The organism is Allobosea sp. UC22_33 (genome assembly GCF_042700715.1).
Lineage (GTDB): Bacteria > Pseudomonadota > Alphaproteobacteria > Rhizobiales > Beijerinckiaceae > Allobosea.
Window position 1 is genome coordinate 4,991,621 of the sequence record NZ_CP170556.1, and the last position, 23,501, is coordinate 5,015,121.

The following is a 23,501-nucleotide window of genomic DNA, read 5'->3' on the forward strand; positions in this document are numbered from 1 at the left end:
TAACACCACGGCTCCCGCCTTTGCCGAGCCGATCCGACCGCGATGAATCCGATCCTCTCCGCCCTTCCCACCACCGTCTTCGAAGTGATGTCGCAGCTCGCGCGCGAGACCGGCGCGGTCAATCTCGGCCAGGGCTTCCCGGATGATCCGGGCCCTCTCGACGTTCGCCAGAAAGCGGCCGAAGCGGTGGTCGATGGCTGGAACCAGTATCCGCCGATGATGGGCTTGGCCGAACTGCGCGAGGCTGCGGCGAAGCACTACAAGCACTGGCAGGGACTGGATCTCGATCCGAACAGCGAGATCATGGTGACATCGGGCGCGACCGAGGCGATCGCCGGCGCGCTGATGGCCCTGATCACGCCCGGCGACGAGGTCGTGCTGTTCGAGCCGATGTATGACGCCTACCTGCCGCTGGTGCGGCGGGCCGGCGGCATCCCGAAATTCGTGACGCTGACCCCGCCGCATTTCGGCCTGACCGAGGAGGCGCTGGCGAAAGCCTTTTCGCCGAAGACCAGGGTCGTGCTGTTCAACAACCCGCTCAACCCGACGGCGACGATCTTCGGCAAGGCCGATCTCGACCTGCTTGCCGATTTCTGCATCCGCCACGATGCGATCGTGGTCTGCGACGAGGTCTGGGAGCATGTCGTCTTCGACGGCCATCGCCACGCCTCGGTGCTCGGGCGGCCGGACATGCGCGAACGCACCGTCAAGATCTCCTCGGCCGGCAAGATCTTCTCGCTGACCGGCTGGAAGGTCGGGCTCGTCATGGCGGCGCCGGCGATCATGCGCGTGCTGGCCAAGGCGCATCAGTTCATCACCTTCACCACGCCGCCGAACCTGCAGGCCGCCGTCGCCTACGGTCTCGGCAAGGATGACGGCTATTTCGAGGGCATGCGCGCCGATTTCCAGCGCTCGCGCGATCGCTTCGCCGCCGGCCTGCGCGATCTCGGCTTCACGGTGCTGCCGAGCGCCGGCACCTATTTCGTGAATGTCGATATCGCCCCGCTCGGCGAGAGCGACGACGTCGATTTCTGCCGCAGGCTGGTGACCGAGAATGGCGTCGCCGCAATCCCGGTCAGCGCCTTCTATGCCGAGGGCGCGGTGAGGAACGTCGTCCGCTTCTGCTTCGCCAAGCGCGACGCGACGCTGGATGCGGCGCTCGAGCGACTGGCGGCGCGTCGCCCGCGCTGAAGCATCGAGCCGAAAGGCGGAAGCCGCTTTCCGGACGAATCCGGTGTGATAACGAGCCGATCATCGTGACCGCGCCTGTCGGGCGCGCGACGATCCAAGCGGCTTCAGCCGGCGATCAGTTTGGTGGCAACGGCGCCCGCGGCGGCAAGCCGCTTCTGCAGGTCGGCCGCAACCGTGCCGCCGTTGGCCGCCTGGCGCGCGGCTTCCGTCGCCGTCATCAATTGGGCAAGCGCCTGCTGCGCCTGGGCCTTGTCCTTGTTGCGGCGCGCGAGCAGCAGCATGGCTTCGGCCTGATTGGCCCGCGTCTGCGCCCAGAGCAGCGGCGCGCGCTCCTGGCGATATTCCTCCAGGGCTGCGGCAAAGGCGGCGATCGCCTCCTCGATGACCACGGGCTCGCTGTAGCGCTCGCCCATGGCAGCGAGGACGCCGCCCATCTGGTCCTGGAGCTCGGCCCAGCGCATGGGGGCGCGGGCGCGGTCCGTCGCTGCGGCGACGCGGTTGAAGCCGTTGAAGGCGCGTTCGAGCAGGGAGAGGTCGCTGCGGCGCCCGCCGAGCGTGGCGCGGGCGCGCGAAATCATGTGCTCGGCTTCGAGCCAGCGGGCCTCGTCGTCGCTGCGCTTCCAGACGGCCAGCGCCGTGGCATAGGTTGCGACCGCCTCTTCGAGCAGGTTGTCGTCCTTCTGGGAAATCCCGAGATTGACCGCGAGCTTGCCGAAGCGCAGCTTCAGGGCGCGCCAGAGCGCCGGCGCCTCGTCATGGCGCAGATCCTCCAGCCCGGCCCGGCAATGGGCGAGGGCCTGGTCGAGCAGCTTGCTGTCGCCGCTGAGTCCCGCGAGCTTGTCGAGCGAGGCGGCCAGTGCCTCCTGGGTCTCGGCGAAAGCGACGGTATCGGCCAGGCTGTCCAGCCCCTCCAGCAACCGGCGCAGGGCCGGGATGGCCGCGTCATAGCCCTCCCGGCCGCCGAAATCCTCACTGATCCGGGCAAGGGCCTTCGCTTGGTCGAGGGCAGTGTCCCGGCTGCGGTCGATATCGGCGAGGCCGATCAGGGCCGAGGCTTCGCCATACCGGGCAGCGGCTTCGCGATAGGCTTCGGCGGTCGTGCGCAGGAAGCTGATGGCCGCGCGGTCGGCGCGGTTCTCGCCGATCAGAAGCCGGCTTTCGAGGGGCAATGCCGACAGGTCGGTGGACCCACCGATGGCGTGCAACTCGGCCTGGGCGAGACTCTTGTCGGCTTCGGCGAAACGGGCGGCGGCGATGGCGGCAGCCGCCTCGCTGCGCAGCCGCTGAATCTCGGTATTGCCCAGGGGCGCCGCAAGACGCTTCGCCAGCGCGAGAAAATCGCCGGCCTTGCGCTCGAGCAGACTTTCGCTGGGCTGGGTGGAACCGGGGCGGCGCAGCCAATCCCCGATCATCGTCGCCAGAGCCATCGGCGGTATGCCGCGACGTCCGGCGATGCGCGCCAGCAGCGGAGCGATCTGGTCGGTCTGGCTGATGGTCGCCTCCCGCTCCGGTCCGGTCATAGGGATCGTCGCGCCCCCGTTCGGACGCGCGACGATCCGGGGTGATTACTTCGCGGCGATGACCGCGATCTCGACGGTGAACTGCGGCGCGGCCAGCTTGGCCTCGACCGTGGCGCGGCCCGGCGTGGCCCCGGCGACGACCCACTTGTCCCAGACGGCGTTCATCTCGGCGAAGGTCGAGATGTCGGAGAGCCAGATGTTGACCATCAGCAGCTTCGTCTTGTCGGTGCCGGCCTCGGCCAGGAGCCCGTCGATGATGCCGAGGATTTCCTGGGTCTGCTCGCCGACGCTCTTGCCCGCGGCCTTGTCGCAGACCTGACCGGCCAGATAGACGGTGTTGCCATGCACGACGGCCTTGGACATACGCGGGCCGACGCCGATACGCTGAATGCTCATAGTCAAATCTCCTTGGACGGACGTCTTCGCTGGTAGCCCGCCCCGGCCGGTTTCGCAAATGATATGCGCCTGACCAAGGGCAGACCCTGCCGAATGCCCTCGCCGGGACTGTCAGGCGAAGCTCGCCCAGCCTGCCCAGAGCGCCGCATAGCGCCCGGCCTTGCCGATCAGGACGAGGACGGTGAAGCGCCAGAACGGGTAGTTCAGCGTTCCCGCCGCGAAAGTCAGGGGATCGCCGACGATCGGCAGCCAGGCCAGCAGCAGTGATGGCCAGCCGAAGCGGGCGAACAAGCCCTGCGCCTGGGCGAAGCGTTTCGGATCGGGCCGCAGCCGGGCCGGCAGCCTGTCGACGCCGTACCGCGCGATCATCAGGCCGAGCCACCAGTTGAGGATCGAGCCGGCCGTGTTGGCGATGCTCGCGGTCAGGAAGAGTGCAAGCGGGTCCACGCTCCTCGCCGCCAGGAGCCCGACGAAGACGGCTTCCGACTGCGCCGGCAGCAAGGTGGCGGCGACGAAGGCCGCGACCGCCATCGCGCCAAGGGAAGACAGAGCGTCCATCACGCGAGCATCGCGGCCAGCGCCTTCACCGTGTTGGCATTGCGCAGCGTGCCGATGCCGAGCTTCTTGGTCGTCAGGTGCGAGAGCAGCCTCGCTTCGCTCGGCTCGCCCGCGAAATCGATCCAGAGATCGCCGTCGACAAGCGCAAGCGCCATGCCGGGCATCGCGAAGGCCTCGAGCCCGGGCAGGACCTCCGGCTCGAGCGGCTGGCGCATGACGCGGATGCCGATCTCGGCGCCGTTCCTCTCCGGGAAGGGATTTTGCGCGGCGAGCCGCTTCCAGGCCGGCGCCGTGCGCAGGATGATGTCCACGGGCTTGCCGAAGCGGTCACGGAAACCGGCTTCCAGCCGCTCCTCGATCGTCGCGAGCGGCGCATCCTCGCCCTCGAAGATCAGGTTGCCCGTGGCGACCCAGGTCCGCGGATCGGCGAAGCCGAGCTCCGCTGCCATGGCCTTCAGGTCGGCCATGACCACACGCCTGCCGGGGCCGAGCACGATCGAATGCAGCAGGGCGACATAGGTCGTCACGGGCGGTTCCGGCCCCGTGCTACAGCCGGCGCAGCGCGACCTGCTGGATGCGATGGCTCGCGCCCTTGGTTAGGATCAGCCCGGCGCGCTGGCGTGTCGGCAGGATGTTGTCCTGCAGGTTGGGCAGGTTGATGCCGGTCCAGAGCTTCTCGGCGATGGCGAGCGCCTCCTCCTCGCCGATCTCCGCATATTTGCGGAAGAACGAGCGCGGATCGCGGAAGGCCGTCTGGCGCAGCGTCATGAAGCGGTTGACATACCAGCGGTGCAGGTCGTTCTCGTCGGCATCGAGATAGACCGAGAAATCGAAGTAGTCGGAGACGAAGGGGATGGCCGTGCCGTCCTTCGGCATCCGGCTCGGCTGCAGGACGTTGAGTCCTTCCAGGATCAGGATGTCCGGCCGCTCGACGGTCACCGTCTCGCCGGGCACGACGTCGTAGACGAGGTGCGAATAGACCGGCGCGCTCACCCGCGGCTTGCCGGCCTTGACGTCCGAGAGGAAGCGCAGGATTGCCGCGCCGTCATAGCTCTCGGGGAAGCCCTTGCGCTGCATCAGCCCGCGCCGTTCCAGCTCGGCATTGGGCAGCAGGAAGCCGTCCGTGGTGACGAGCTCGACCTTCGGCGTGTTCGGCCAGCGCGAGAGCAGCGCCTTGAGCACGCGCGCCGTGGTCGACTTGCCGACCGCGACCGAGCCTGCGACGCCGATGACATAGGGCACCTTGGGCTCGGACTCGGCCATCAGGAAGCGCTGCGTCGCCTTGAACAGGCCCTGCGTCGCCGCGACATAGAGCGAGAGCAGCCGCGACAGCGGCAGGTAGATCGCCACGATCTCGTCGAGCGAGATCGGGTCGTTGATCGATTGCAGCTTGGTGAGGTCGTCGACGGACAGCGTCAGCGGCTGGTCGGCGCGCAGATGCGCCCACTCGTCGCGCGAGAACAGGCGATAGGGCGAGACCAGATCGCGTTCGGGCGGGGAGGAGATCAGGCGCTGGTCCATGACGCGGCCCGCAATCCAGGCTTCGAGGTTCAAGGGAGGGTCATCCTGCCAGGTCCATCCTCACGCAACGCAAACCGGCTGATTACCGGGGCCGGGCCGCCTTTTCCGCCAGTCCAGAGCGGGCCATACGCGCCTCAAGCTGGCTCAAGACGTCTTGCAATGCAACATCGCGCGCCCGGAGCACAACCAAAAGATGATAGAGCACGTCGGCGCTCTCGGCGATCAGCTCGGCCCGGTCGCCCTTCACGGCGGCGATGACGGCCTCGACCGCCTCCTCGCCGAATTTCTTGGCGGCCCGCTCCGGCCCGGCGGCCAGCAGCTTCGCCGTCCAGGATTCCTCCGGCGAGGCGCTCGCGCGCTCGGCGATGCGGGCTTCGAGATCGGCGAGGGTGAAGGTCATGCTGAACCTTTGTCATTCCGGGGCGTGCCGCAGGCGCGAACCCGGAACCCACGACGGGGTGAGACATGTGATACCCGGTCCCAGGCCGCTCGCCCGGTCGTGGGTTCCGGGTTCTTCGCTTCGCGAAGCCCCGGAATGGCAGGAGATGAGAGCCCTGCCACGTCTCAGTCCAGCCTCATCCTGAGACCGGCTTCCGCCATATGCGCCTTGGCCTGCCCAATCGTGTAGGTGCCGAAATGGAAGATCGAGGCGGCGAGCACGGCCGAGGCATGGCCTTGCGCGACGCCGGCCACGAGATCGTCGAGATCGCCGACGCCGCCCGAGGCGATGACCGGGACCGAGACCGCGTCCGCGATCGCCCGCGTCAGGCCGAGATCGTAGCCGACCTTGGTGCCGTCGCGGTCCATCGAGGTGACCAGCAATTCGCCGGCGCCGAGCGAAACGACCTCGCGGGCGAAGGCGACGGCCTCGATGCCGGAGGCGTTGCGCCCGCCATGGGTGAAGATCTCCCAGCGTCCGGGCGTCACCTGCTTGGCGTCGATCGCGACGGTGATGCACTGCGCGCCGAATTTCTCGGCCGCTTCCCTGACGAACTGGCGGTTGGTGACGGCAGCCGTGTTGATCGAGACCTTGTCGGCCCCGGCCAGCAGGAGCGCGCGGATATCCTCGACCTTGCGCACCCCGCCGCCGACGGTCAGCGGCATGAAGCAGGCTTCGGCCGTGCGGGTGACGACGTCGAACAGGATGCCGCGATCCTCATGGCTCGCGGTGATGTCGAGGAAGCAGAGCTCGTCCGCGCCGGCCGCGTCATAGGCCTTGGCGGCCTCGACCGGGTCGCCGGCATCGACGAGATCGAGGAATTTCACGCCCTTGACGACCCGGCCGTCCTTGACGTCGAGGCAGGGGATGATGCGGGTCTTGAGCGTCATGCCGCCGCTCCCGTGCCGGCCGCCGCCAGCCGCTTCAGCGCCGCCGCCGGATCGATCCGCCCGTCATAGAGCGCCCGGCCGGTGATCGCGCCTGCGAGGATCGCGGCGTCGTCGGCGCAGAGGCGCTCGATATCGGCCATGGAGGCCAGCCCGCCCGAGGCGATGACCGGGATCGAGACGGCCTGCGCCAGCGCGATCGTGCCGTCCCAGTTGATACCCTCCAGCATGCCGTCGCGGGCGATGTCGGTGTAGATGATCGCGGCGACGCCGGCATCCTCGAAGCGCCGGCCGAGATCGGTCGCTGCGAGCGAAGAGGTCTCCGCCCAGCCCTCGACCGCGACGAAGCCGTCGCGCGCGTCGATTCCAACAGCGACCTGGCCCGGAAACGCCTTCGCCGCCTCGCGCACGAAGCCGGGATCGCGCACCGCCGCCGTGCCGATGATGACGCGCCGGATACCCTTCTCCAGCCAGCCGGCGACCGTCTTCATGTCACGAATGCCGCCGCCGAGCTGCACCGGAAACGCCACGCGCTTGAGGATCGCCTCGACCGCTGCGGCGTTCATCGGCTTGCCGGCGAAGGCGCCGTCGAGATCGACGACATGCAGCCACTCGAAGCCCTGGGCCTCGAACTCCGCCGCCTGCGCCGCCGGATCGTCGTTGAAGATCGTGGCCTGCGCCATGTCGCCCTGCTTCAGCCGGACGCAGCGGCCTTCCTTCAGGTCGATCGCGGGAAAGAGGATCATGGTGCCCAGCTCAGGAAATTCGTGATGAGCTTCAGCCCCAGCTTCTGGCTCTTCTCGGGGTGGAACTGCGTGCCGGCAACGTTGCCATGCGCGACCATCGCGGTGACCGGCCCGCCATGGTCGGTCAGGGCCAGCACGTCCTGCGCGCGGGACGCCGCCAGCGCATAGGAATGGACGAAATAGGCATGCAGACCCTGCGGGCCGGTCTCGATGCCGTCGAGCAGGGGATGTTCGTCCTGCTTGTGCAGGGTGTTCCAGCCCATATGCGGGATCTTGAGGGCGTCGTCCGTCGGCTTGATCAGCGTGACGTCGCCCGGAATCCAGCCGAGCCCCTGCGTCACCGTGTATTCAAGCCCGCGCGAGGCCAGCAGCTGCATACCGACGCAGATGCCGAGGAAGGGCCGGCCCTTGCCCCGCACGACCTCTTCCAGCGTCTCGACCATGCCCGGCACGGCATCGAGCCCGCGCCGGCAATCGGCGAAGGCGCCGACGCCGGGCAGCACGACCCGGTCGGCCGCGCGCACGATGTCGGTGTCGCTGGTGACATGGATGGTCGAGGGAATGCCGGCTTCAGTCGCCGCCCGCTCGAAGGCTTTTGCGGCCGAGTGCAGGTTGCCCGAGCCGTAATCGATGATCGCGACGCTCTGGCTCATCGACCCTGGGCCTCCGGGAACAGCCCGATGATCGGCAGCGGGCCGCTCGGCCGGGCGGCGACCGCCGCCGGTGCGGCCTCGACGCGTGGCAGCGTCGCTTCGCCGGCCAGCGCCCGCTCGAAATAGCGGCGCTCGGCCTCGGACAGCGTGCGGGCCTCGACGACATCGGCGAGCCGCCAGCCCTGGCGGGTGAGCTTGCGGACGACGAGGTTGTTGCCCTCGGCGCCGAGGAACAGCGCGATCGACCAGTAGATCAGCCCAAGCGCGGTCGCATGCAGGCCGAAGCGGGTCTGGATATAGAAGATCGCGATCCAGGCCAGCACGAAGAGCAGCGTCGCCAGCCAGAGCCGCTTGCCCAGCAGCCAGAGCCCCGTGAGCACGAAGGCGCCCCAGGCGAAATGCTCGGGGATCAGCCGCGCCTGTTCGATCTCCTCGCGCCGGTCACCCCCGTCGGGCGGCGGCGTCATCACGATGTAGAACGGCATTCGGACCTCCTACAGCGCACCCTTGGTCGAAGGCACGCGGTCGCCCTCGCGCGGATCGACGTCGAGCGCCTGCCGCAGCGCCCGCGCCAGCCCCTTGAAGCAGCTCTCGGCGATATGGTGGGCGTTGTCGCCATAGAGCGTCTCGACATGCAGCGTGATGCCGGCATTGATCGCGAAGGCCTGGAAGAACTCGCGCACCAGTTCCGTGTCGAAGGTGCCGATCTTCTGCGCCTTGAACTCGGTGCGGAAGACCAGGAACGGCCGGCCGGAGACGTCGACGGCGACGCGGGTCAGCGTCTCGTCCATCGGCAGGTGGACATCGGCATAGCGGCGGATGCCCTTCTTGCTGCCGAGGGCCTGTTTCAGGGCCTCGCCCATGGCGATGCCGGCATCCTCGACCGAATGATGGTCGTCGATATGCGTGTCGCCCTTCACCTTGACCGTGAGGTCGATGAGCGAATGGCGGGCGAACAGGTCGAGCATATGGTCGAAGAAGCCGACGCCAGTGGCGATCTCGGCCTTGCCGGTGCCGTCGATCAGGAGCGAGACCGCGATATCGGTCTCGTTGGTGCGGCGCTTCACTTCGCCCGAACGCATGCTGGCCTCTCAGGGCTGGCTGGAAAACGGCTTCGCTTTAGCAGGGGCGAGCGGGGATGGCCACAGGCCGGTGCCGAAGGGCGCGGGGAACCCCTCTCCTGTAAGGAGAGGGGCAGGGGTGAGGTGTCGGCCCCTGGACCAGTATGGTGATACCCAACGGCGCAGCGGTCAGGGCTCGGCCAAAGCGTCCGAGGGCCTACCCCTCACCCTGCCCTCTCCCTACGGGAGAGGGTTCCCCGCGCTGTCCGTACCGACTTGCCGACCGGAACCCTCAAACCTTCGCCAGCGCCTGCTCCAGATCGGCGATCAGGTCGTCGGGGTGCTCCAGCCCGATCGAGAGGCGGACAAGCCCGTCGCTGACGCCCATCGCGGCGCGCACCTCAGGCGTGAAGCGCTGATGCGTCGTGGTCGCGGGATGGACGATCAGGCTCTTGGCGTCGCCGAGATTGTTCGAGATCCGGATCAGCTTGCAGGCGTCGAGCAGGCGATAGGCGCCGTCCTTGCCGCCGGGCACCTCGAAGGCGATCATCGTCGAGGGACCGCTCATCTGGCGCTTGATGATCTCGGCTTGCGGGTGGTTCTTGTGGCCGGGGAAAATCACCTTGGTCGGCTTGCTCTGCGCCGCTAGCCAGTCGGCGACCGCCGTCGCATTCTCCGCCTGCTTGGCGACGCGCAAGGGCAGCGTCTCCAGCGCCTTCAGCATCACCCAGGCGTTGAAGGGCGAGAGGATCGGGCCGGTCTGGCGCAGGTAGTTCTGGATATCGGCCTCGATCAATTCCTTCGAGCCGAGGATCAGGCCGCCGAGGCAGCGGCCCTGGCCGTCGATATGCTTGGTCGCGGAATAGACGACGATATCGGCGCCGAGTTCGAGGGGACGCTGGTAGAGTGGCGTGGCGAAGACATTGTCGACGACGAGCTTGGCGCCTGCTTCCTTCGCGATCTCCGCGATGGCGGCGATATCCAGCACTTCCAGCGTGGGGTTCGACGGCGATTCCAGGAAGAACAGCTTGGTGTTGGGGCGAACCGCCTTGCGCCAGGCATCGAGATCGGTGCCCTCGACCAGCGTCGTCTCGACGCCGTAGCGCGGCAGATGGTCCTCGATGATGTAGCGACAGGAGCCGAACAGCGCGCTCGCGGCGACGACATGATCGCCAGCCCGCACCGGCGCCATCATCGCCGCGGTGACGGCGGCCATGCCGGTCGCGGTGGCGCGGCAGGCCTCGGCGCCTTCGAAGGAGGCCATGCGGGCCTCCAGCATTGCCGTGGTCGGGTTGCCGAGCCGGCCGTACTGGAAGCCGGGATCGGTGTTCAGGAAGCGGCCCTCGGCCTGCGCGGCATTGTCGTAGACATGGCCCTGCGTCAGATACAGGGCCTCGGACGTCTCGCCGAACTGCGAACGCTGGATGCCGTCATGGACGAGGCGGGTCTCGGGATGCAGCTTGGCTGCGGCTTTGTCCGGTGACGGCATGGAACTCTCGATCCGTTCTTTATAACGGACAGGAGCAGTATCAGCTCCCAAGGAGTTCGTAAAGAAGAACGGAATTTCCTTTTTTCAGGGAACCCCGGCGGGAGGAAACGCCTCCCGCTCAGCCTTGCTGTTCGTTCGAGCGCCCGAGCGGCCTCAGGAAGCCGGTGAGATCGGCCGTGACATGATGGACATGGCCGGCATCGATCGCGGCTTGCTCCCAGGCTTCGCGGAAGGGGTCGGGCGTCTGCGGGATGATCAACACGGTCTTCATGCCGAGGTCGCTCGGCACGATCAGATTCTTTTCGATATCCTCGAACATCGCGGCGCGGCCGGGATCGACCGAGTGCTTGGCGAGGAAATTCTCGTAGGTCGCGCGCTCGGGCTTCGGCAGGAAGCCGGCATGGACGATGTCGAAGATGTCCTCGAACTGGTCGAGGATGCCGAGCTTGCCGGCAACGTTCCTGGCATGGCCGACCGAGCCGTTGGTCAGGATCAGCTTCCGGCCGGGCAAGGCCGCCAGCGCCGCGCCGAGCTCCGGATTGGGCTCGAGCAGCGTCAGGTCGATATCATGGGCGAAGTCGAGGAACTGATCGGGGTCGATCTGGTGCTCCTCCATCAGCCCTTTCAGCGTCGTACCGTAGCGATGATAGTAATATTGCCGCAGCGCATGCGAAGACAGGCCGTCGAGCCCGAACAATTCCTGCAGGAACAGCGTGATGCGCTCGTTGACCTGCGGCCAGACGCGGCTCTCATGTGAGTACAGCGTGTTGTCGAGATCGAAGATCCAGTGGTCGACATGCGCGAAGCTTTCCGCCGTCAGGGGCGGGGTCGCGGCTGGGGTGTCTGCGAGTCTATTCATCGGACTCCGAGATGTGGCGAGCCGGAGTCTGCGCCGCAAGTCCTTGGCGGGGGCTTAATGGTGGTCGTGCCCGAAACCCTCCCCGCTGTCATTCCGGACAAGCCGCGATTGCGGCGCCGATCCGGAATCCATCGAAGCGCGCTGCGCTCTATGATGGATTCCGGGTCTTTGCTGCGCTTCGCCCGGAATGACCGGGATAGAGACGTCCGTCACCGCCGGATGATCGTGCCGGCGCCGGTATCGGTGAAGAGCTCGATCAGCGCCGCATGCGGCACCTTGCCGTCGAGGATGACGACGGCTTCCACGCCCTTTTCCAGCGCGTAGATGCAGGTCTCGATCTTCGGGATCATGCCGCCGGAGATCGTACCGTCCGCGATCAGGTGGCGGCATTCCTCGACCGTGAGCTCGGGGATGAGCTGCTTGTCCTTGTTCAGGACGCCCGGCACGTCGGTGAGCAGCAACAGGCGCTTGGCGTTGAGCGCGCCCGCAATGGCCCCGGCGAAGGTGTCGGCATTGACGTTGTAGGTCTGGCCGTCGGCGGCCGCGCAGACCGGCGCCAGAACCGGGATCAGCTCGGCCTTGAGCACCGCGTCGAGCACGGTCGTGTTGACCTTCTCGGGCTCGCCGACGAAGCCGAGGTCCAGGACCTCCTCGATCTTGGAATCGGGATCGACGACGGTGCGCGTGACCTTGCGGGCGGTGACCATGTTGCCGTCCTTGCCGCAGAGCCCGATGGCGCGGCCGCCCTCGCGGCTGATGTAGCCGACGATCTCCTTGTTGACCGAGCCGGCCAATACCATCTCGACGACCTCGACGGTCGCCTCGTCGGTAACGCGCAGGCCCTGCTTGAACTCGGACTGGATGCCGAGCTTCTTCAGCATCGCCGCGATCTGAGGGCCGCCGCCATGGCAGACGACCGGCTTCAGGCCGGATTGCTCGAGCAGCACAATATCCTCGGCGAAATCCTCGGCGGTCGCCGCGTCGCCCATGGCGTTGCCGCCATACTTGATGACGATGATCTCCTGGTCGTAGCGCTGCATATGCGGCAGCGCCTGCACCAGCAGCTCGGCGGATTGCGACGGCGTCAGGTTGGGATGGTCGGTCATTCGGGCAGGCTCCGCGCGGCCGCAAGGACAGATGCGGGGCGCTTCTAGCTCAAGATCGACCGAGGCGGAAGAACGCTGACGCCGCTCAGCTGCGCTTCGCGGTCACGGCAGCGACGGCCAGCCCGAGCCAGCCGCCGAGCATGAACCAGCCGCCGATCGGCGCGGCGCGCGGAAACAGCGCCTCATTGGCGAAGCCGCGCCGGGCGAGATCGGCCGCGAACAGGGCCGCACCCACGATGATCGCCGAGAGCGCGATCCGCGCCAGCAGGTCATGGAGATGTCCACCCCTGCGCGCCGCAGTGGCACCGATGATCACGGAGGCATGGAACAGCAGCATCTGCCCGGCTGTCTGGACATTGGCCGTGCCGGTGATGTGGGCCGCGGCCGCCAGCAAGGCGACGCCGGCGAAGCCCATCAGGGCAGCAAGGGCCAGATGCAGGGGCGTCGCGGTCATGGCGCTCAGGCGCGCTCGGCCAGAACCCGGCCGATCGCGGCACGGAATTCCGGCATGCCGGCGCCCGTCTCGCTGGAGGTCAGCAGCACCTCGGGGAAGGCCGCCGGGCGGCGCTTGATCTCGTCGAAGGTCGCCTCGGTCATGAATGTCTGGTCGGCTGGCTTCAGCGCGTCGCCCTTGGTCAGCACGACCTGGTAGGACACCGCGGCCTTGTCGAGCGTCTCCAGCACGGCGCCGTCGACATCCTTGATGCCGTGGCGGGCATCGATCAGCACATAGACGCGCATCAGGTTGGCACGGCCGCGCAGGTAATCGTGGATCAGCCGGGTCCAGGCGGCGACCTTCTCCTTGCCGACGGCGGCATAGCCGTAGCCGGGCATGTCGACGATGGTCGGCGCATGGGGCGAATAAACCGGAACCGGCTTTTCGCGCGAGCGCTTGCTGCCGGTAGATCCTGCCCCGGCGGGCTCCTCGTGCTCGACCTGGCGGAAGAAGTTGAGCTGCTGCGTCCGGCCGGGCGTATGCGAGGTCCGCGCCAGCGCGTTGCGCCGCGTCAGCGCGTTGATCAGGCTCGACTTGCCGACATTGGAGCGTCCGGCGAAGGCGATCTCCTGCCCGACCATCGGCGGCAGGTCGTCGATCTTGGTCGAGGCCCAGACGAAATCCCACGGCCCCTCGAAGAGCTTGCGGGCGGCCTCGATCTCCTCGGCGTCATAAGGCTTTGTCGTCGATGTGGTCATGATGCCTTGCCTACACGGCTGCGCGCAGCGCGTCGATATCGGCGCCCTGGATCGCGTCGACATGACGCGCGATCCTGTCGGCCGGCCAATCCCACCAGCGGACCGCCAGCAGCTCCGCGACGATCTCCGGCGGAAAGCGCATCTTGACGACGCGGCCGGGATTGCCGGCGACGACCGCATAGGCAGGCACGTCTCTGGTCACCTGCGCCCGCGTGCCGATGATCGCGCCGTCGCCGATCGTCACGCCCGGCATGATCACCGCCTCGCGCCCGATCCAGACATCGTTGCCGATCACCATGTCGCCGCGATTGTTCGGGCCGGGTCGCTTCAGGCTCTCGGGATCGCCGAGGCCGAACATCTGGAAGGGAAAGGTCGAGAAGCCACCGATCGGATGGTTGGCGCCGTTCATGATGAACTGCGCGGCTTGCGCGATCGCGACGAATTTCCCGATGATCAGGCGGTCGCCGATGAAGTCGAAATGATAGCGCACGCAGCGGGCGACGAAATGCTCCGGCCCGCGCGAGTCGTCGTAATAGCTGTAGTCGCCGACCGCGATCAGCGGATGGTCGACCACCGCCTTCAGGAAGGCGGTGCCCTTCCAGCCGGGAATCGGATGGCGCGTGCTCGGATCGGGCAATGGCATCGGGTCGAGGGCCTTCAAAAGCGAAGGGCGGGAAACCCCGCCCTTCGATCACTCACTTCTTGTTGCCGTTGGCGGGCTTGGGTGCCGCCGGCACAGTGGGCGCTGCCGGCTTCTTGCCGAATAGCCCCTTGAGGTTGTCGAAGAGTTCGATCTTCACCCCGTTCTTCTTCATGATGTAGCCCTGCTGGAGCACCGAGAGCAGGTTGTTCCAGCTCCAGTAGATCACCAGGCCGGCCGGGAACGAGCCGAGCAGGAAGGTGAAGAACACCGGCATCCAGGTGAACATCATCTTCTGCACCGGGTCCGGCGGCTCCGGGTTCATCTTCATCTGGATGAACATCGTGACGCCCATGATGATCGGCCACAGGCCGAGATGCAGCATGGCCGGCGGGGTGAAGGGCAGCGCACCGAACAGGTTGAACAGGTTCGTCGGGTCCGGCGCCGCGAGATCGTGGATCCAGCCGAAGAACGGCGCATGCCGCATCTCGATGGTGATGAACAGGATCTTGTAGAGCGCGAAGAACACCGGGATCTGCAGCAGCACCGGCCAGCAGCCTGCTACGGGATTGATCTTCTGTGTCTTGTACAGCTCCATCAGAGCCTGCTGCTGCTTCATCTTGTCGTCGGCGTAGCGCTCGCGGATCGCCGTCATTTCCGGCTGCATCGCCTTCATCTTCGCCATCGAGGCGTAGGACTTGTTGGCGAGCGGGAAGAACAGCGTCTTGAGCAGCACCGTGACGATCAGGATCGCGACACCGAAATTGCCGATGTGCTTGTAGATCCAGTCGAGGACGAAGAAGAGCGGCTTGGTGATGAAATAGAACCAGCCCCAGTCGATCAGGAGCTCGAAGCGCTTGATGCCGAGATTCTTCTCATAGCCGTCGATGGCCGCGACTTCCTTGGCGCCGGCGAACATGCGGGCGTTCGAGGAGGCCGTGGCGCCCGGAGCGACCGCGACGCCCTCACCGAGGAAATCGGCCTGGTAGGTATGGCCGGTGCCGGTCTGGACCGAGGAATAGCGGCCCTCGTACTTGCGCTGCTGGTCGGGGATGACCGCGGCGGCCCAGTACTTGTCGGTGATCCCGACGAAGCCGCCGACGGCGTCCTTCCAGGCCTTGCCGGTGGTGCCCGGCGACAGCAGCGGCTCCTTGTCGAGCTTGTCGTAGGTGTATTCCTGCAGGCCCTGCTCGCCGAGATTGCCGACCAGGCCCTCGTGCAGCACGTAATAGCCCAGTGTCGGCGGCTTGCCCTGGCGGACGATCTGTCCGTAGGGGAACAGGGTGACGGCGGCGCCGCCCTTGTTCTCGACCTCGTCGCGGATCGTGAACATGGCGTTGTCGTCGACGCTGACGATGCGCTTGAAGGTCAGGCCCTGGCCGTTGTCCCAGCTCAGCGTCACCGGCTTGGCCGGGGTCAGCACCTGGCTGTCGGCGGTCCAGACCGTCGTCGCATTCGGCAGCGGCACGGCGGTGCCGGGCGCCGCGACCCAGCCGAAATCGGAATAATAGGCGTTCGGCCCGCCGATCGGCGAGAGCAGGATGATGTTCGCGCTCTTCGGGTCGACCGTCTCGCGATAGGCCTTGAGCGAGACGTCGTCGATGCGCGCCCCGGTCAGCGAGATCGAGCCGGCGATCTTGGGCGTGTCGATCTTGACGCGGGCGCTCGCGGCCAGCGCCTGCTCGCGGGTGCCGATCTGCTGCGGGGCAGCGGTGCCGGGCGCGACCGAGCCGGCGGGCTGGCCGGGCGTCGAGGGGGCGGGAGCGGAGCCGGAAGCGGCGGGCGCCTGCTGGCTCTGGGCCTGCTGCGCGGCCTGCTTCTGCTTTTCCATCTGCGGCACGCCGTAGAAGAACTGCCAGCCGAGCAGCACGACCACGGACATGACGATCGCGAGAAGCAGATTGCGGTTGTCTTCTTTCATCATGGTCGGAAACGGATCTCGCTTGGTCCGGCAGGGTCGGGGCGCGGCAGGTCAGGCTTGCGCAGGCGTGCCGCGCTTGGGGGGCGGGCGGCGCCTGTCGGCAAAGGCTGCTTCACGCGGCTTGTGAGGCTTTGCCCGGTCGATGGCAACCGAAAGATCGGCGACGAGCGCCTTAAATCGCGCGGTCAGCACGTCGGAGCGGGCGACGATCACGACGTCGCAGGGCCGTTCGGTCTGGTTGGCGAGCGCCTGTTTGGCCGCTTCGCGCAGGCGCCGGCGGATGCGGTTGCGCTTCACGGCATTGCCGGTCTTGCGCGAGGCGGTGAGGCCGAGCCTCAAGGCCACGGGTTCGCCGCCCTTGCGGGGCTCGTCGGGCGCGGCGTCGCGCACCTGCGCCATGAAGGCGGACGAACGAAAACGGCGGCCGTGATCGGCCGCCGCCAGAAATTCTTTGCGTTGCGTCAGACGGGCGAGGCGCATGGCGATTGGCCTGTCTTCCGAAACCGGCGCGCTGTCGTGACGCGCCAGGGCTCGTCAGGCCGACAGGCGCTTGCGGCCGTGGGCGCGGCGAGCGGCGATGACCTTGCGGCCACCCTTGGTCGCCATGCGGGCGCGATAGCCGTGGCGGCGCTTGCGAACCAGCTTGCTGGGTTGATAGGTTCTCTTCACGGTCCGTCTCCGGGGCCTTTATGAGCACGACGGCCGCGGCTTTCCGGGGAAAGCATGGCCAACCGAGCCTGTCATGCGATAAGGGTCTGCGCCACCTTTCGGCTGCGCAAGTCGCGGGCTTATGACGGATGGACGACACCAAGTCAACGCCAAACTGGCAGATTTGGCGCCGGCTGCGACGAAGCTTCGCGCCGCTGCGATGCCGGCTTGCGATTCTCCGAGACATCCCCGATATAGCGGGCGGGAGGTTGGCGAGGGACGTCTCACTCGCCAACCGGGTCAGGTCCGGAAGGAAGCAGCCCTAACGAGACCGAACGGGTCTTCGTCCAGCCTCCCACCTCATGCGCCCGATAAAGCGCCGGACCGAACACGGAGCCGGCGCGGCGCCATTGACCCTCGCCTCCCGATTGGCGAAACCAGTCCGCATGACCGACCCAATCGACGCCGCCTCTGCTGACGAACCGGGATTTGCCGGTTTCGATCCGGCGCCTGCGCCGCCGCCCGCCGCCACTGGGGCGCCCGCGCCCTATCGCGTGCTCGCGCGCAAGTATCGTCCGGCGCATTTCGGTGACCTGATCGGCCAGGAAGCGATGGTGCGCACCCTGACCAACGCCTTCGCGGCCGGCCGCATCCCGCAGGCCTGGATGCTGACCGGCGTCCGCGGCGTCGGCAAGACCACGACCGCCCGCATCTTGGCGCGCGCGCTGAACTTCCAGACGCCCGACGGGCAGGGCGCCCCGACCACGGAGCTCCGCGATTTCGGCATCCATTGCCGCGAGATCATCGAGGGCCGCCATATCGACGTGATGGAGATCGACGCCGCCTCGAACAACAGCGTCGACAACATCCGCCAGATCAACGACGCCGTGCGCTATGCGCCGGTCTCGGCCCGCTACAAGGTCTATATCGTCGACGAGGTGCATATGCTCTCGACCGGCGCCTTCAACGCCTTCCTGAAGACGCTGGAGGAGCCGCCGCCGCATGCGAAGTTCATCTTCGCGACGACGGAGATCCGCAAGGTGCCGATCACGGTGCTCTCGCGCTGCCAGCGCTTCGACCTGCGCCGCGTCGAATCCGACATGCTGGTCGACCATCTCGCCACGATCTGCCGGGCCGAGAGCGTCGATGCCGAGCAGGAGGCGCTCGCGGCGATCGCCCGCGCCGCCGAAGGCTCGGTGCGCGACTCCCTTTCGATTCTGGACCAGGCCATCGCGCATGCAGCTGGCCGGATCACGCTCGACGATATCCGCTCGATGCTCGGCCTTGCCGACCGGGCCCGCGTCATCGATCTCTTCGAAGCCGTGATGAAGGGCGACATCGCCGCCGCGCTCGGAGAATTGCGGGCGCAATACGATGCCGGCGCCGATCCGGTGGTGGTGTTGAACGACCTCGCCGAATTCACCCATCTCGTCACCCGCCTCAAGCTCGTGCCCGAGGCTGTGAAGGACAACAGCCTCGCCCAGGCCGAGCGTGTACGCGGCGGCGATTTCGCCCAGCGTCTCTCGGTCCGCATCCTCGCCCGCACCTGGCAGATGCTGCTCAAGGGCATTGCCGAGGTGAAGCAGGCCGACCGGCCAGTGATGGCCGCCGAGATGGTCCTCGTCCGCCTCGCCCATGCCGCCGACCTGCCGACGCCGGACGAGGCGCTGAAGATGCTGCGCGACGGCATGGGCTCGGTTCCCGCCGGCAACGGTAATGGCGGCGGCAATGGCATGGGCATGCCGCGTCCGCCTTCCGGCGGCGGCAACACCGCGCTCGCCGCTCGCCCGATCCTCGCCAGCGCCAATCCCGCGCCCGTGCCGGTCGCGCGTGCGGCGGCAGCGCCGATGGCGATCGTCGCCTCGCTGGAGGATGTCGTTGCGCTGGCTTCCCAGCATCGCGACATCACGCTGAAGATCGCGCTGGAACGCGACATCCGCCCGGTTCGCTTCGAGCCCGGCCGGGTCGAGTTCGCGCTGGCCGAGGGCGCCTCGCGCACGCTCGCGCAAGATCTCTCCCGCCGCCTCAAGGAATGGACCGGCCAGACCTGGATGGTCGCCGTCGTCAATGACGAAGGCGGCGCCACCATGCGCGAGCAGGCCGCGGCGGCAAAGGATCAGCGCGAGAACGACGCCGCGGCTCACCCTGCCGTCAAGGCGGTGCTGGAGCGCTTCCCCGGCGCGCGCATCGTCGATGTCCGCGATCCCCGCGCCATCGCCGCTGCCGAGGCGGCGGCGTCCGTGCCGACCGAAGACGAGTACCTGCCCGATGCCGAGCCCCTGTTCGACGATTCCGAACCGGATTTCGACGGCGTCGATTTCTGACGATTACGAGGAGGATGTCCCGTGCGTGACATGATGGGCCTGATGAAGCAGGCGCAGCAGATGCAGCAGAAGATGGCCGACATGCAGGCCGAGCTGGACTCGATCGAGGTCGAGGGCGGCGCCGGCGGCGGCATGGTCACGGTGACGATGACGGCCAAGGGCGCGCTCAAGGGCGTCAAGATCGACCCGAGCCTGATGGTGCCGGACGAGCGCGAGATCCTCGAGGACCTGATCGTCGCCGCCGCCAACGACGCCCGCACGCGCGGCGAGCGCGTCATGCAGGAGCGCATGGCCGAGATCACCAAGGGCCTGCCGATCCCGCCCGGCATGAAGCTGTTTTGAGGCTTTCCTCTCAGCCCTCATCCTGAGGAGCAGCCGATAGGCTGCGTCTCGAAGGATGTTCCAGCGTGCTCTGGAGTATCCTTCGAGACGCCGCTTCGCGGCTCCTCAGGATGAGGGCTGAGAGGAGTTAGAAGGTCGCTTGCCTCCATGTCCCGCGCCATTGCCGGTCCCGAGATCGAAAGGCTGATCCAGCTCCTGGCCAAATTACCGGGGCTCGGACCGCGCTCGGCAAGGCGTGCGGCGCTGCATCTCGTCAAGAAGCGCGAGCAACTGCTCGGCCCGCTCTCCGAGGCGATGGCCGTGGCGCGCGAGCGCATCGTCGTCTGCGCCCGCTGCGGCAATGTCGATACCCGCGACCCCTGCGGGCTCTGCACCGACCCGCGCCGCGACGATTCATTGATCGTCGTCGTCGCCGACATCTCCGATCTCTGGGCGCTGGAGCGCTCGGGCGCGGTCTCCGGCCGCTATCATGTGCTCGGCGGCGTGCTCTCGGCGCTCGATGGTATCAGGCCGGAGCATCTCTCGTTCGACGCGCTGGTGGCGCGCGCCTCCGATACGGCGGTGAGGGAGATCATCCTTGCGCTGAGCGCCACGGTCGACGGCCAGACCACGGCGCATTTCATCACCGATCTCCTGGCGCATCTGCCGGTGAAGGTGACCAGGCTCGCCCATGGCGTGCCGGTTGGCGGCGAGCTCGACTATCTCGACGACGGCACGCTGGCCGCCGCCATCCGCCAGCGCACGGGGTTTTGAGAAAGTCTCAGAACTTGTAGGCGACGCTGGCGCGGGCGCTATGGCTCGACAGCTCCTGCGAGCCGGTCAGGCCCGGGAAGGCGCCGGACGAGGCGAAGCGGTTTCGCCCGAAATCGGTGTAGCGGTACTCGGCGCCGAGGATCAGGTGATCGGTGAAGGCGAAATTGACGCCGGCGCCGACATTCCAGCCGGTCCGGGCGCTGGTCAGCCGTTCGCCGAAGCCGGCACCGGGCGCGAAGATGCGACGCTCGTATTCGGTGAAGGAGACGCCGCCGGTGCCGAAAACCATCCAGCGGTCGAAGGCGAGGCCGAGGCGGGCGCGAGCCGAGCCCTGCCAGTCCTGGCTGACGCGGGCGGAGAGACCGATCCCATCGAAGCGGCTGCGGCTGTTCAGCGCTTCGACATCGCCCTCGACGCCGAGCACGATGCCGCCGAGTTGGTAGTTGAAGCCGGCATGGGCGCCGCCGAAAGCCGAATCCGCGCCGATGCGGAAGCTGACGGGTGCGAAGCCCCCGCCGATCCGCACGCGACTGTCGCCCCAGGCATAGCCGCCCTGGAGACCCGCATAGAAACCGGTCCAGGAATAGAGCGCCGGCAGGTCCGGCGCGGGCGGCAAGGCGATCTTGCGCAGGTCGGCCGCATAGGCCGCGCCCGACAGCAGGATCGCGAGGCCCGTCAGGCCGGTTCTGAACAGCTTCGTCATCGGGCGTATCCGGAAGGACAGACAAGCGCCTGCCGCTCGCGGCTGCGCCCCGTCATAACGAAGCATTAAGGTTAACAATCGCCTAAGCGGCCCTGTCGCCGGCTCCCGGCCGGAACGATTGCGAACGCGGCCCGTTGCTCGCAAGCTGTGGCAGAAACGGCAGGTGGAGCGCGAATTCCGATATGGCTTTCCTCAAACGGATCACGGGCGCCGCCGGGATCGGGGTCGCGCTCGGCTATCTGTCGGGAGTGGTGGCCGACAAGCTCGGGCGCCGCCGGGAGGAAGCCGTGCGCGGCCGCCTCGCCAGGTCCCCGCTGCAGATGACCTGGCTCGGCTGGAAGGACGTGCTGCTGCGCTTCATCGGCAATGTCGCCGATAACCGCCTGACCTCGCTCGCCGGCGCGGTCGCCTTCTTCACGCTGCTCTCGCTCGTGCCGGCCCTGTCCCTGCTGGTCACGATCTACCGCTATTTCACCGACCCAGCGACGATCGCCGAGCAGCTCGACACGGTGACGACCATGTTCCCGCAGGCCGCGCGCGAGCTCATCCACGAGCAGGCGATGCGGCTCTCGACGCAGTCCGGCGTCACCCTGTCGCTGACCTTCTGGATCAGCCTGGGCGTCGCGACCTGGTCGGCCAATGCCGCGGTGAAGGCGCTCTTCGATGCGCTGAACATCATCTATCGTGAGGCCGAGAAGCGCAGCTTCCTCAAGCTCAACGCGATCTCGCTGTTCACCACCGTCAGCGGCGTCGTGCTGCTTACGGCTGCACTCATCGCTATCGCCAGCCTGCCGGTCGTTACGGCGCTGTTTCCCTTCCATTCCGAGCTTGAACGCCTGATCCGCCTCGTCCGCTGGCCGTCCTTCTTCGTCATGGCGACACTCTCGATCGCGGTTCTCTACTGGATCGGCCCGAGCCGCGAGCGCGTGCGCTTCGTCTGGGTGATGCCCGGCGCCATTGCCGCAGCCCTGTTCTGGGGCGCGGCCTCCTACCTGTTCTCCTGGTATGTCTCGACGCTCGGCAACTACACGGCGGCCTATGGCTCGCTCGCGACCGTCGTCGTGTTCATGACCTGGCTCTGGCTCTCGGCGACGATCGTCCTGGCGGGGGCTGAGCTCAATGCCGAGCTGGAGCACCAGACGGCGCATGACACCACGATCGGGCGGCCGAAGCCGCTCGGCCAGCGTGGGGCGACCATGGCAGACCGGGTCGGCCCGGCAAGGGCGGATTGATGCTCGACCCCCAGACGACACGCCACGACGACCTGCGCACGGGCAAGGGCCCCTGGCTCGACGGCCTGGCGCGCCCCCCGAGTCGCGAGCTCGAGGCCGATACGCGCTGCGACGTCGCCATCGTCGGCGCCGGCATCACCGGTGCGATGATCGCCGAACACCTGACGGCGATGGGCCGCGATGTCGTGCTGATCGACCGCGAGGGCGAAGGCTTCGGCAGCACGGCGGCATCGACCGCGATGCTGCAATGGGAAATCGACCTCAAACTGTCCGAACTCGCGGCCCTCTACGGCTTTTCGGCCGCTACCGAGGTCTACCGGCTGAGTTTCGAGGCCGTCCAGGGCTTGCGCAGCCTGATCGGCGAGCTCGCCATTCCCTGCGGTTTCTCGCCCCGCCAGACCGTCTATCTCGCGGCAGGCGAGAGCGGCCCGCGCGAGCTGCTGGAGGAGGCCACGCTGCGCGAGCGGGCCGGGCTGCCCGGCAGCTTCGTCGAGCATGCCGCCCTGCGCGAGGCCTTCGGCTTCGACCGCGCCGCTGCCATCGTCTCGCCGGGCTCGGCCGAGGCCGATCCGCTCAGCCTCTGCCATGGGCTTCTCGCCATCTCCGCGCGGCGGGGGGCCAGGTTGATCCGCGACGAGGCCGTGGCCTTCGAAGGCGCCGGCACCGCAGCCGCAGTCACCCTCGCGAGCGGGCGGATCGTCGAGGCCAGCCAAATCGTGCTCGCGACCGGCTATGTGATGCCGGATTGTGTCCAGGACGACCTGCACCGCGTCGCGTCGAGCTGGGCGATCGCGACGGTGCCGCAACAGCCGCAGGCGCTCTGGCCCGGCCCGGCGCTCGTCTGGGAAGCGTCGGAAGATTACTGCTACTGCCGCACCACGACGGACGGCCGCATCGTCTTCGGTGGCGAGGACGAGGAATTCGACGATCCCGAAAAGCGCGAGGCCGTCGGTCCCGAAAAAACGAAGGCGTTGCAGGCGCGCCTGCACGCCCTGATCCCGCAGGCTGATCTCGATCTGAGCCATGCCTGGTCCGGCGCCTTCGGCCAGACCGAGGATGGCCTGCCCTTGATCGGGCGCGTGCCGGGACAACCGCGCCTGCTCGCGGCTTACGGCTATGGCGGCAACGGCATCACCTTCAGCTTCATGGCCTCGCGCTTGATCGGCGCGCTGGCGAGCGGGCGGGAGAAGCGCTGGTTCCGCCATTTCGCCATCGACCGGCCGCGCCCCGGCTGACGACGTGATTGCAGCCGTGCAATCGCAGCCTTGCCGGTCGGGGAGGCGACAAGACCAGGTGGAAGCGCCATTTTAGGGATGCG

General features: G+C 67.4%; 27 protein-coding genes and 1 other RNA gene. 7 read left to right on the forward strand and 21 right to left on the reverse strand.

All coding sequences use genetic code 11. The features are described from left to right. Window positions 1-42 precede the first annotated feature (42 nt). On the forward strand, window positions 43-1,191 hold the full coding sequence (locus ACFJGT_RS24115) for an aminotransferase (RefSeq protein WP_377843535.1): 1,149 nt from the start codon (window positions 43-45) through the stop codon (window positions 1,189-1,191). 104 nt (window positions 1,192-1,295) lie between these two features. Here the strand turns inward: ACFJGT_RS24115 and ACFJGT_RS24120 are convergent, their stop codons facing one another. The 20 genes from ACFJGT_RS24120 to rpmH form a co-directional block, all read right to left on the reverse strand. Beyond that, window positions 1,296-2,711, reverse strand: a complete 1,416-nt coding sequence (locus ACFJGT_RS24120) for a hypothetical protein (RefSeq protein WP_377843538.1) — start codon at window positions 2,709-2,711, stop codon at window positions 1,296-1,298. Window positions 2,712-2,756: 45 nt separating this feature from the next. After that, window positions 2,757-3,107 carry a RidA family protein gene (locus ACFJGT_RS24125; RefSeq protein ID WP_377843541.1) on the reverse strand — a complete coding sequence of 117 codons (351 nt, stop codon included), beginning with the start codon at window positions 3,105-3,107 and terminating at the stop codon, window positions 2,757-2,759. A gap of 111 nt (window positions 3,108-3,218) precedes the next feature. Then, on the reverse strand, window positions 3,219-3,665 hold the full coding sequence (locus ACFJGT_RS24130) for a YqaA family protein (protein WP_377843544.1): 447 nt from the start codon (window positions 3,663-3,665) through the stop codon (window positions 3,219-3,221). Beyond that, a complete protein-coding gene (locus ACFJGT_RS24135; protein ID WP_377843547.1) occupies window positions 3,665-4,192 on the reverse strand; it encodes a DUF1697 domain-containing protein in 528 nt (175 codons plus the stop codon). The genes ACFJGT_RS24130 and ACFJGT_RS24135 overlap by 1 nt, the downstream gene beginning before the upstream one ends. 19 nt (window positions 4,193-4,211) lie before the next feature. Continuing rightward, window positions 4,212-5,186 carry a type I pantothenate kinase gene (coaA, locus tag ACFJGT_RS24140; protein WP_377849062.1) on the reverse strand — a complete coding sequence of 325 codons (975 nt, stop codon included), beginning with the start codon at window positions 5,184-5,186 and terminating at the stop codon, window positions 4,212-4,214. Window positions 5,187-5,268: 82 nt separating this feature from the next. Continuing rightward, window positions 5,269-5,586 carry a phosphoribosyl-ATP diphosphatase gene (locus tag ACFJGT_RS24145; RefSeq protein WP_377843549.1) on the reverse strand — a complete coding sequence of 106 codons (318 nt, stop codon included), beginning with the start codon at window positions 5,584-5,586 and terminating at the stop codon, window positions 5,269-5,271. A 164-nt stretch (window positions 5,587-5,750) separates the two neighbouring features. After that, a complete protein-coding gene (gene hisF, locus ACFJGT_RS24150) occupies window positions 5,751-6,515 on the reverse strand; it encodes an imidazole glycerol phosphate synthase subunit HisF (protein ID WP_377843551.1) in 765 nt (254 codons plus the stop codon). Continuing rightward, window positions 6,512-7,258: a 1-(5-phosphoribosyl)-5-[(5-phosphoribosylamino)methylideneamino]imidazole-4-carboxamide isomerase gene (hisA, locus tag ACFJGT_RS24155; RefSeq protein ID WP_377843554.1), complete on the reverse strand. Its 747-nt coding sequence runs from the start codon at window positions 7,256-7,258 to the stop codon at window positions 6,512-6,514. The genes hisF and hisA overlap by 4 nt, the downstream gene beginning before the upstream one ends. Beyond that, a complete protein-coding gene (gene hisH, locus ACFJGT_RS24160; protein WP_377843557.1) occupies window positions 7,255-7,911 on the reverse strand; it encodes an imidazole glycerol phosphate synthase subunit HisH in 657 nt (218 codons plus the stop codon). The genes hisA and hisH overlap by 4 nt, the downstream gene beginning before the upstream one ends. Next, window positions 7,908-8,396 (reverse strand): DUF2628 domain-containing protein, encoded by a 489-nt coding sequence (locus ACFJGT_RS24165; RefSeq protein ID WP_377843560.1) that lies wholly within the window; start codon window positions 8,394-8,396, stop codon window positions 7,908-7,910. Before ACFJGT_RS24165 ends, hisH begins: the two co-directional genes overlap by 4 nt. A 9-nt stretch (window positions 8,397-8,405) precedes the next feature. Continuing rightward, entirely contained in the window at window positions 8,406-8,993 is a 588-nt protein-coding gene (gene hisB, locus ACFJGT_RS24170; RefSeq protein WP_377843563.1) for an imidazoleglycerol-phosphate dehydratase HisB, read from the reverse strand. A 271-nt stretch (window positions 8,994-9,264) separates the two neighbouring features. Further along, window positions 9,265-10,461: an O-succinylhomoserine sulfhydrylase gene (metZ, locus tag ACFJGT_RS24175; RefSeq protein WP_377843566.1), complete on the reverse strand. Its 1,197-nt coding sequence runs from the start codon at window positions 10,459-10,461 to the stop codon at window positions 9,265-9,267. 118 nt (window positions 10,462-10,579) lie between these two features. Beyond that, the gene (locus tag ACFJGT_RS24180; RefSeq protein WP_377843568.1) at window positions 10,580-11,320 is read right to left on the reverse strand and encodes a pyrimidine 5'-nucleotidase; all 741 of its coding nucleotides are present in this window, start codon (window positions 11,318-11,320) and stop codon (window positions 10,580-10,582) included. Window positions 11,321-11,529: 209 nt separating this feature from the next. Beyond that, window positions 11,530-12,426 carry an acetylglutamate kinase gene (gene argB, locus ACFJGT_RS24185; RefSeq protein WP_199087836.1) on the reverse strand — a complete coding sequence of 299 codons (897 nt, stop codon included), beginning with the start codon at window positions 12,424-12,426 and terminating at the stop codon, window positions 11,530-11,532. An 85-nt stretch (window positions 12,427-12,511) separates the two neighbouring features. Next, on the reverse strand, window positions 12,512-12,880 hold the full coding sequence (locus ACFJGT_RS24190; RefSeq protein ID WP_377843572.1) for a DUF423 domain-containing protein: 369 nt from the start codon (window positions 12,878-12,880) through the stop codon (window positions 12,512-12,514). 5 nt (window positions 12,881-12,885) lie between these two features. Beyond that, window positions 12,886-13,620, reverse strand: a complete 735-nt coding sequence (locus ACFJGT_RS24195; RefSeq protein WP_377843575.1) for a GTP-binding protein — start codon at window positions 13,618-13,620, stop codon at window positions 12,886-12,888. 10 nt (window positions 13,621-13,630) lie between these two features. Then, window positions 13,631-14,263 carry a CatB-related O-acetyltransferase gene (locus ACFJGT_RS24200; protein ID WP_377843578.1) on the reverse strand — a complete coding sequence of 211 codons (633 nt, stop codon included), beginning with the start codon at window positions 14,261-14,263 and terminating at the stop codon, window positions 13,631-13,633. A gap of 52 nt (window positions 14,264-14,315) precedes the next feature. Next, window positions 14,316-16,181, reverse strand: a complete 1,866-nt coding sequence (gene yidC / locus ACFJGT_RS24205; protein WP_377849063.1) for a membrane protein insertase YidC — start codon at window positions 16,179-16,181, stop codon at window positions 14,316-14,318. Between the two features lie 51 nt (window positions 16,182-16,232). Next, entirely contained in the window at window positions 16,233-16,661 is a 429-nt protein-coding gene (gene rnpA / locus ACFJGT_RS24210; protein ID WP_377843580.1) for a ribonuclease P protein component, read from the reverse strand. 54 nt (window positions 16,662-16,715) lie between these two features. Then, a complete protein-coding gene (gene rpmH, locus ACFJGT_RS24215) occupies window positions 16,716-16,850 on the reverse strand; it encodes a 50S ribosomal protein L34 (protein WP_038364779.1) in 135 nt (44 codons plus the stop codon). 241 nt (window positions 16,851-17,091) lie between these two features. On the opposite strand from rpmH, the gene ffs reads away from it, so the two are divergent. The 4 genes from ffs (at window position 17,092) to recR (ending at window position 20,248) form a co-directional block, all read left to right on the forward strand. Beyond that, window positions 17,092-17,190, forward strand: an RNA gene (ffs, locus tag ACFJGT_RS24220) — signal recognition particle sRNA small type. Window positions 17,191-17,275: 85 nt separating this feature from the next. After that, entirely contained in the window at window positions 17,276-19,153 is a 1,878-nt protein-coding gene (locus tag ACFJGT_RS24225) for a DNA polymerase III subunit gamma/tau (protein WP_377843583.1), read from the forward strand. Between the two features lie 21 nt (window positions 19,154-19,174). Continuing rightward, entirely contained in the window at window positions 19,175-19,495 is a 321-nt protein-coding gene (locus ACFJGT_RS24230) for a YbaB/EbfC family nucleoid-associated protein (RefSeq protein ID WP_377843587.1), read from the forward strand. A gap of 147 nt (window positions 19,496-19,642) precedes the next feature. After that, on the forward strand, window positions 19,643-20,248 hold the full coding sequence (gene recR / locus ACFJGT_RS24235) for a recombination mediator RecR (protein WP_377843593.1): 606 nt from the start codon (window positions 19,643-19,645) through the stop codon (window positions 20,246-20,248). Between the two features lie 7 nt (window positions 20,249-20,255). Here recR and ACFJGT_RS24240 read toward each other — a convergent pair whose 3' ends face one another. Beyond that, window positions 20,256-20,951: an outer membrane protein gene (locus ACFJGT_RS24240; protein ID WP_377843595.1), complete on the reverse strand. Its 696-nt coding sequence runs from the start codon at window positions 20,949-20,951 to the stop codon at window positions 20,256-20,258. 182 nt (window positions 20,952-21,133) lie between these two features. Here ACFJGT_RS24240 and ACFJGT_RS24245 point away from each other — a divergent pair, with 182 nt between their 5' ends. Further along, the gene (locus ACFJGT_RS24245; RefSeq protein WP_377843597.1) at window positions 21,134-22,183 is read left to right on the forward strand and encodes a YihY/virulence factor BrkB family protein; all 1,050 of its coding nucleotides are present in this window, start codon (window positions 21,134-21,136) and stop codon (window positions 22,181-22,183) included. Continuing rightward, a complete protein-coding gene (locus ACFJGT_RS24250) occupies window positions 22,183-23,418 on the forward strand; it encodes an NAD(P)/FAD-dependent oxidoreductase (RefSeq protein WP_377843599.1) in 1,236 nt (411 codons plus the stop codon). Before ACFJGT_RS24245 ends, ACFJGT_RS24250 begins: the two co-directional genes overlap by 1 nt. Window positions 23,419-23,501: the final 83 nt, after the last annotated feature.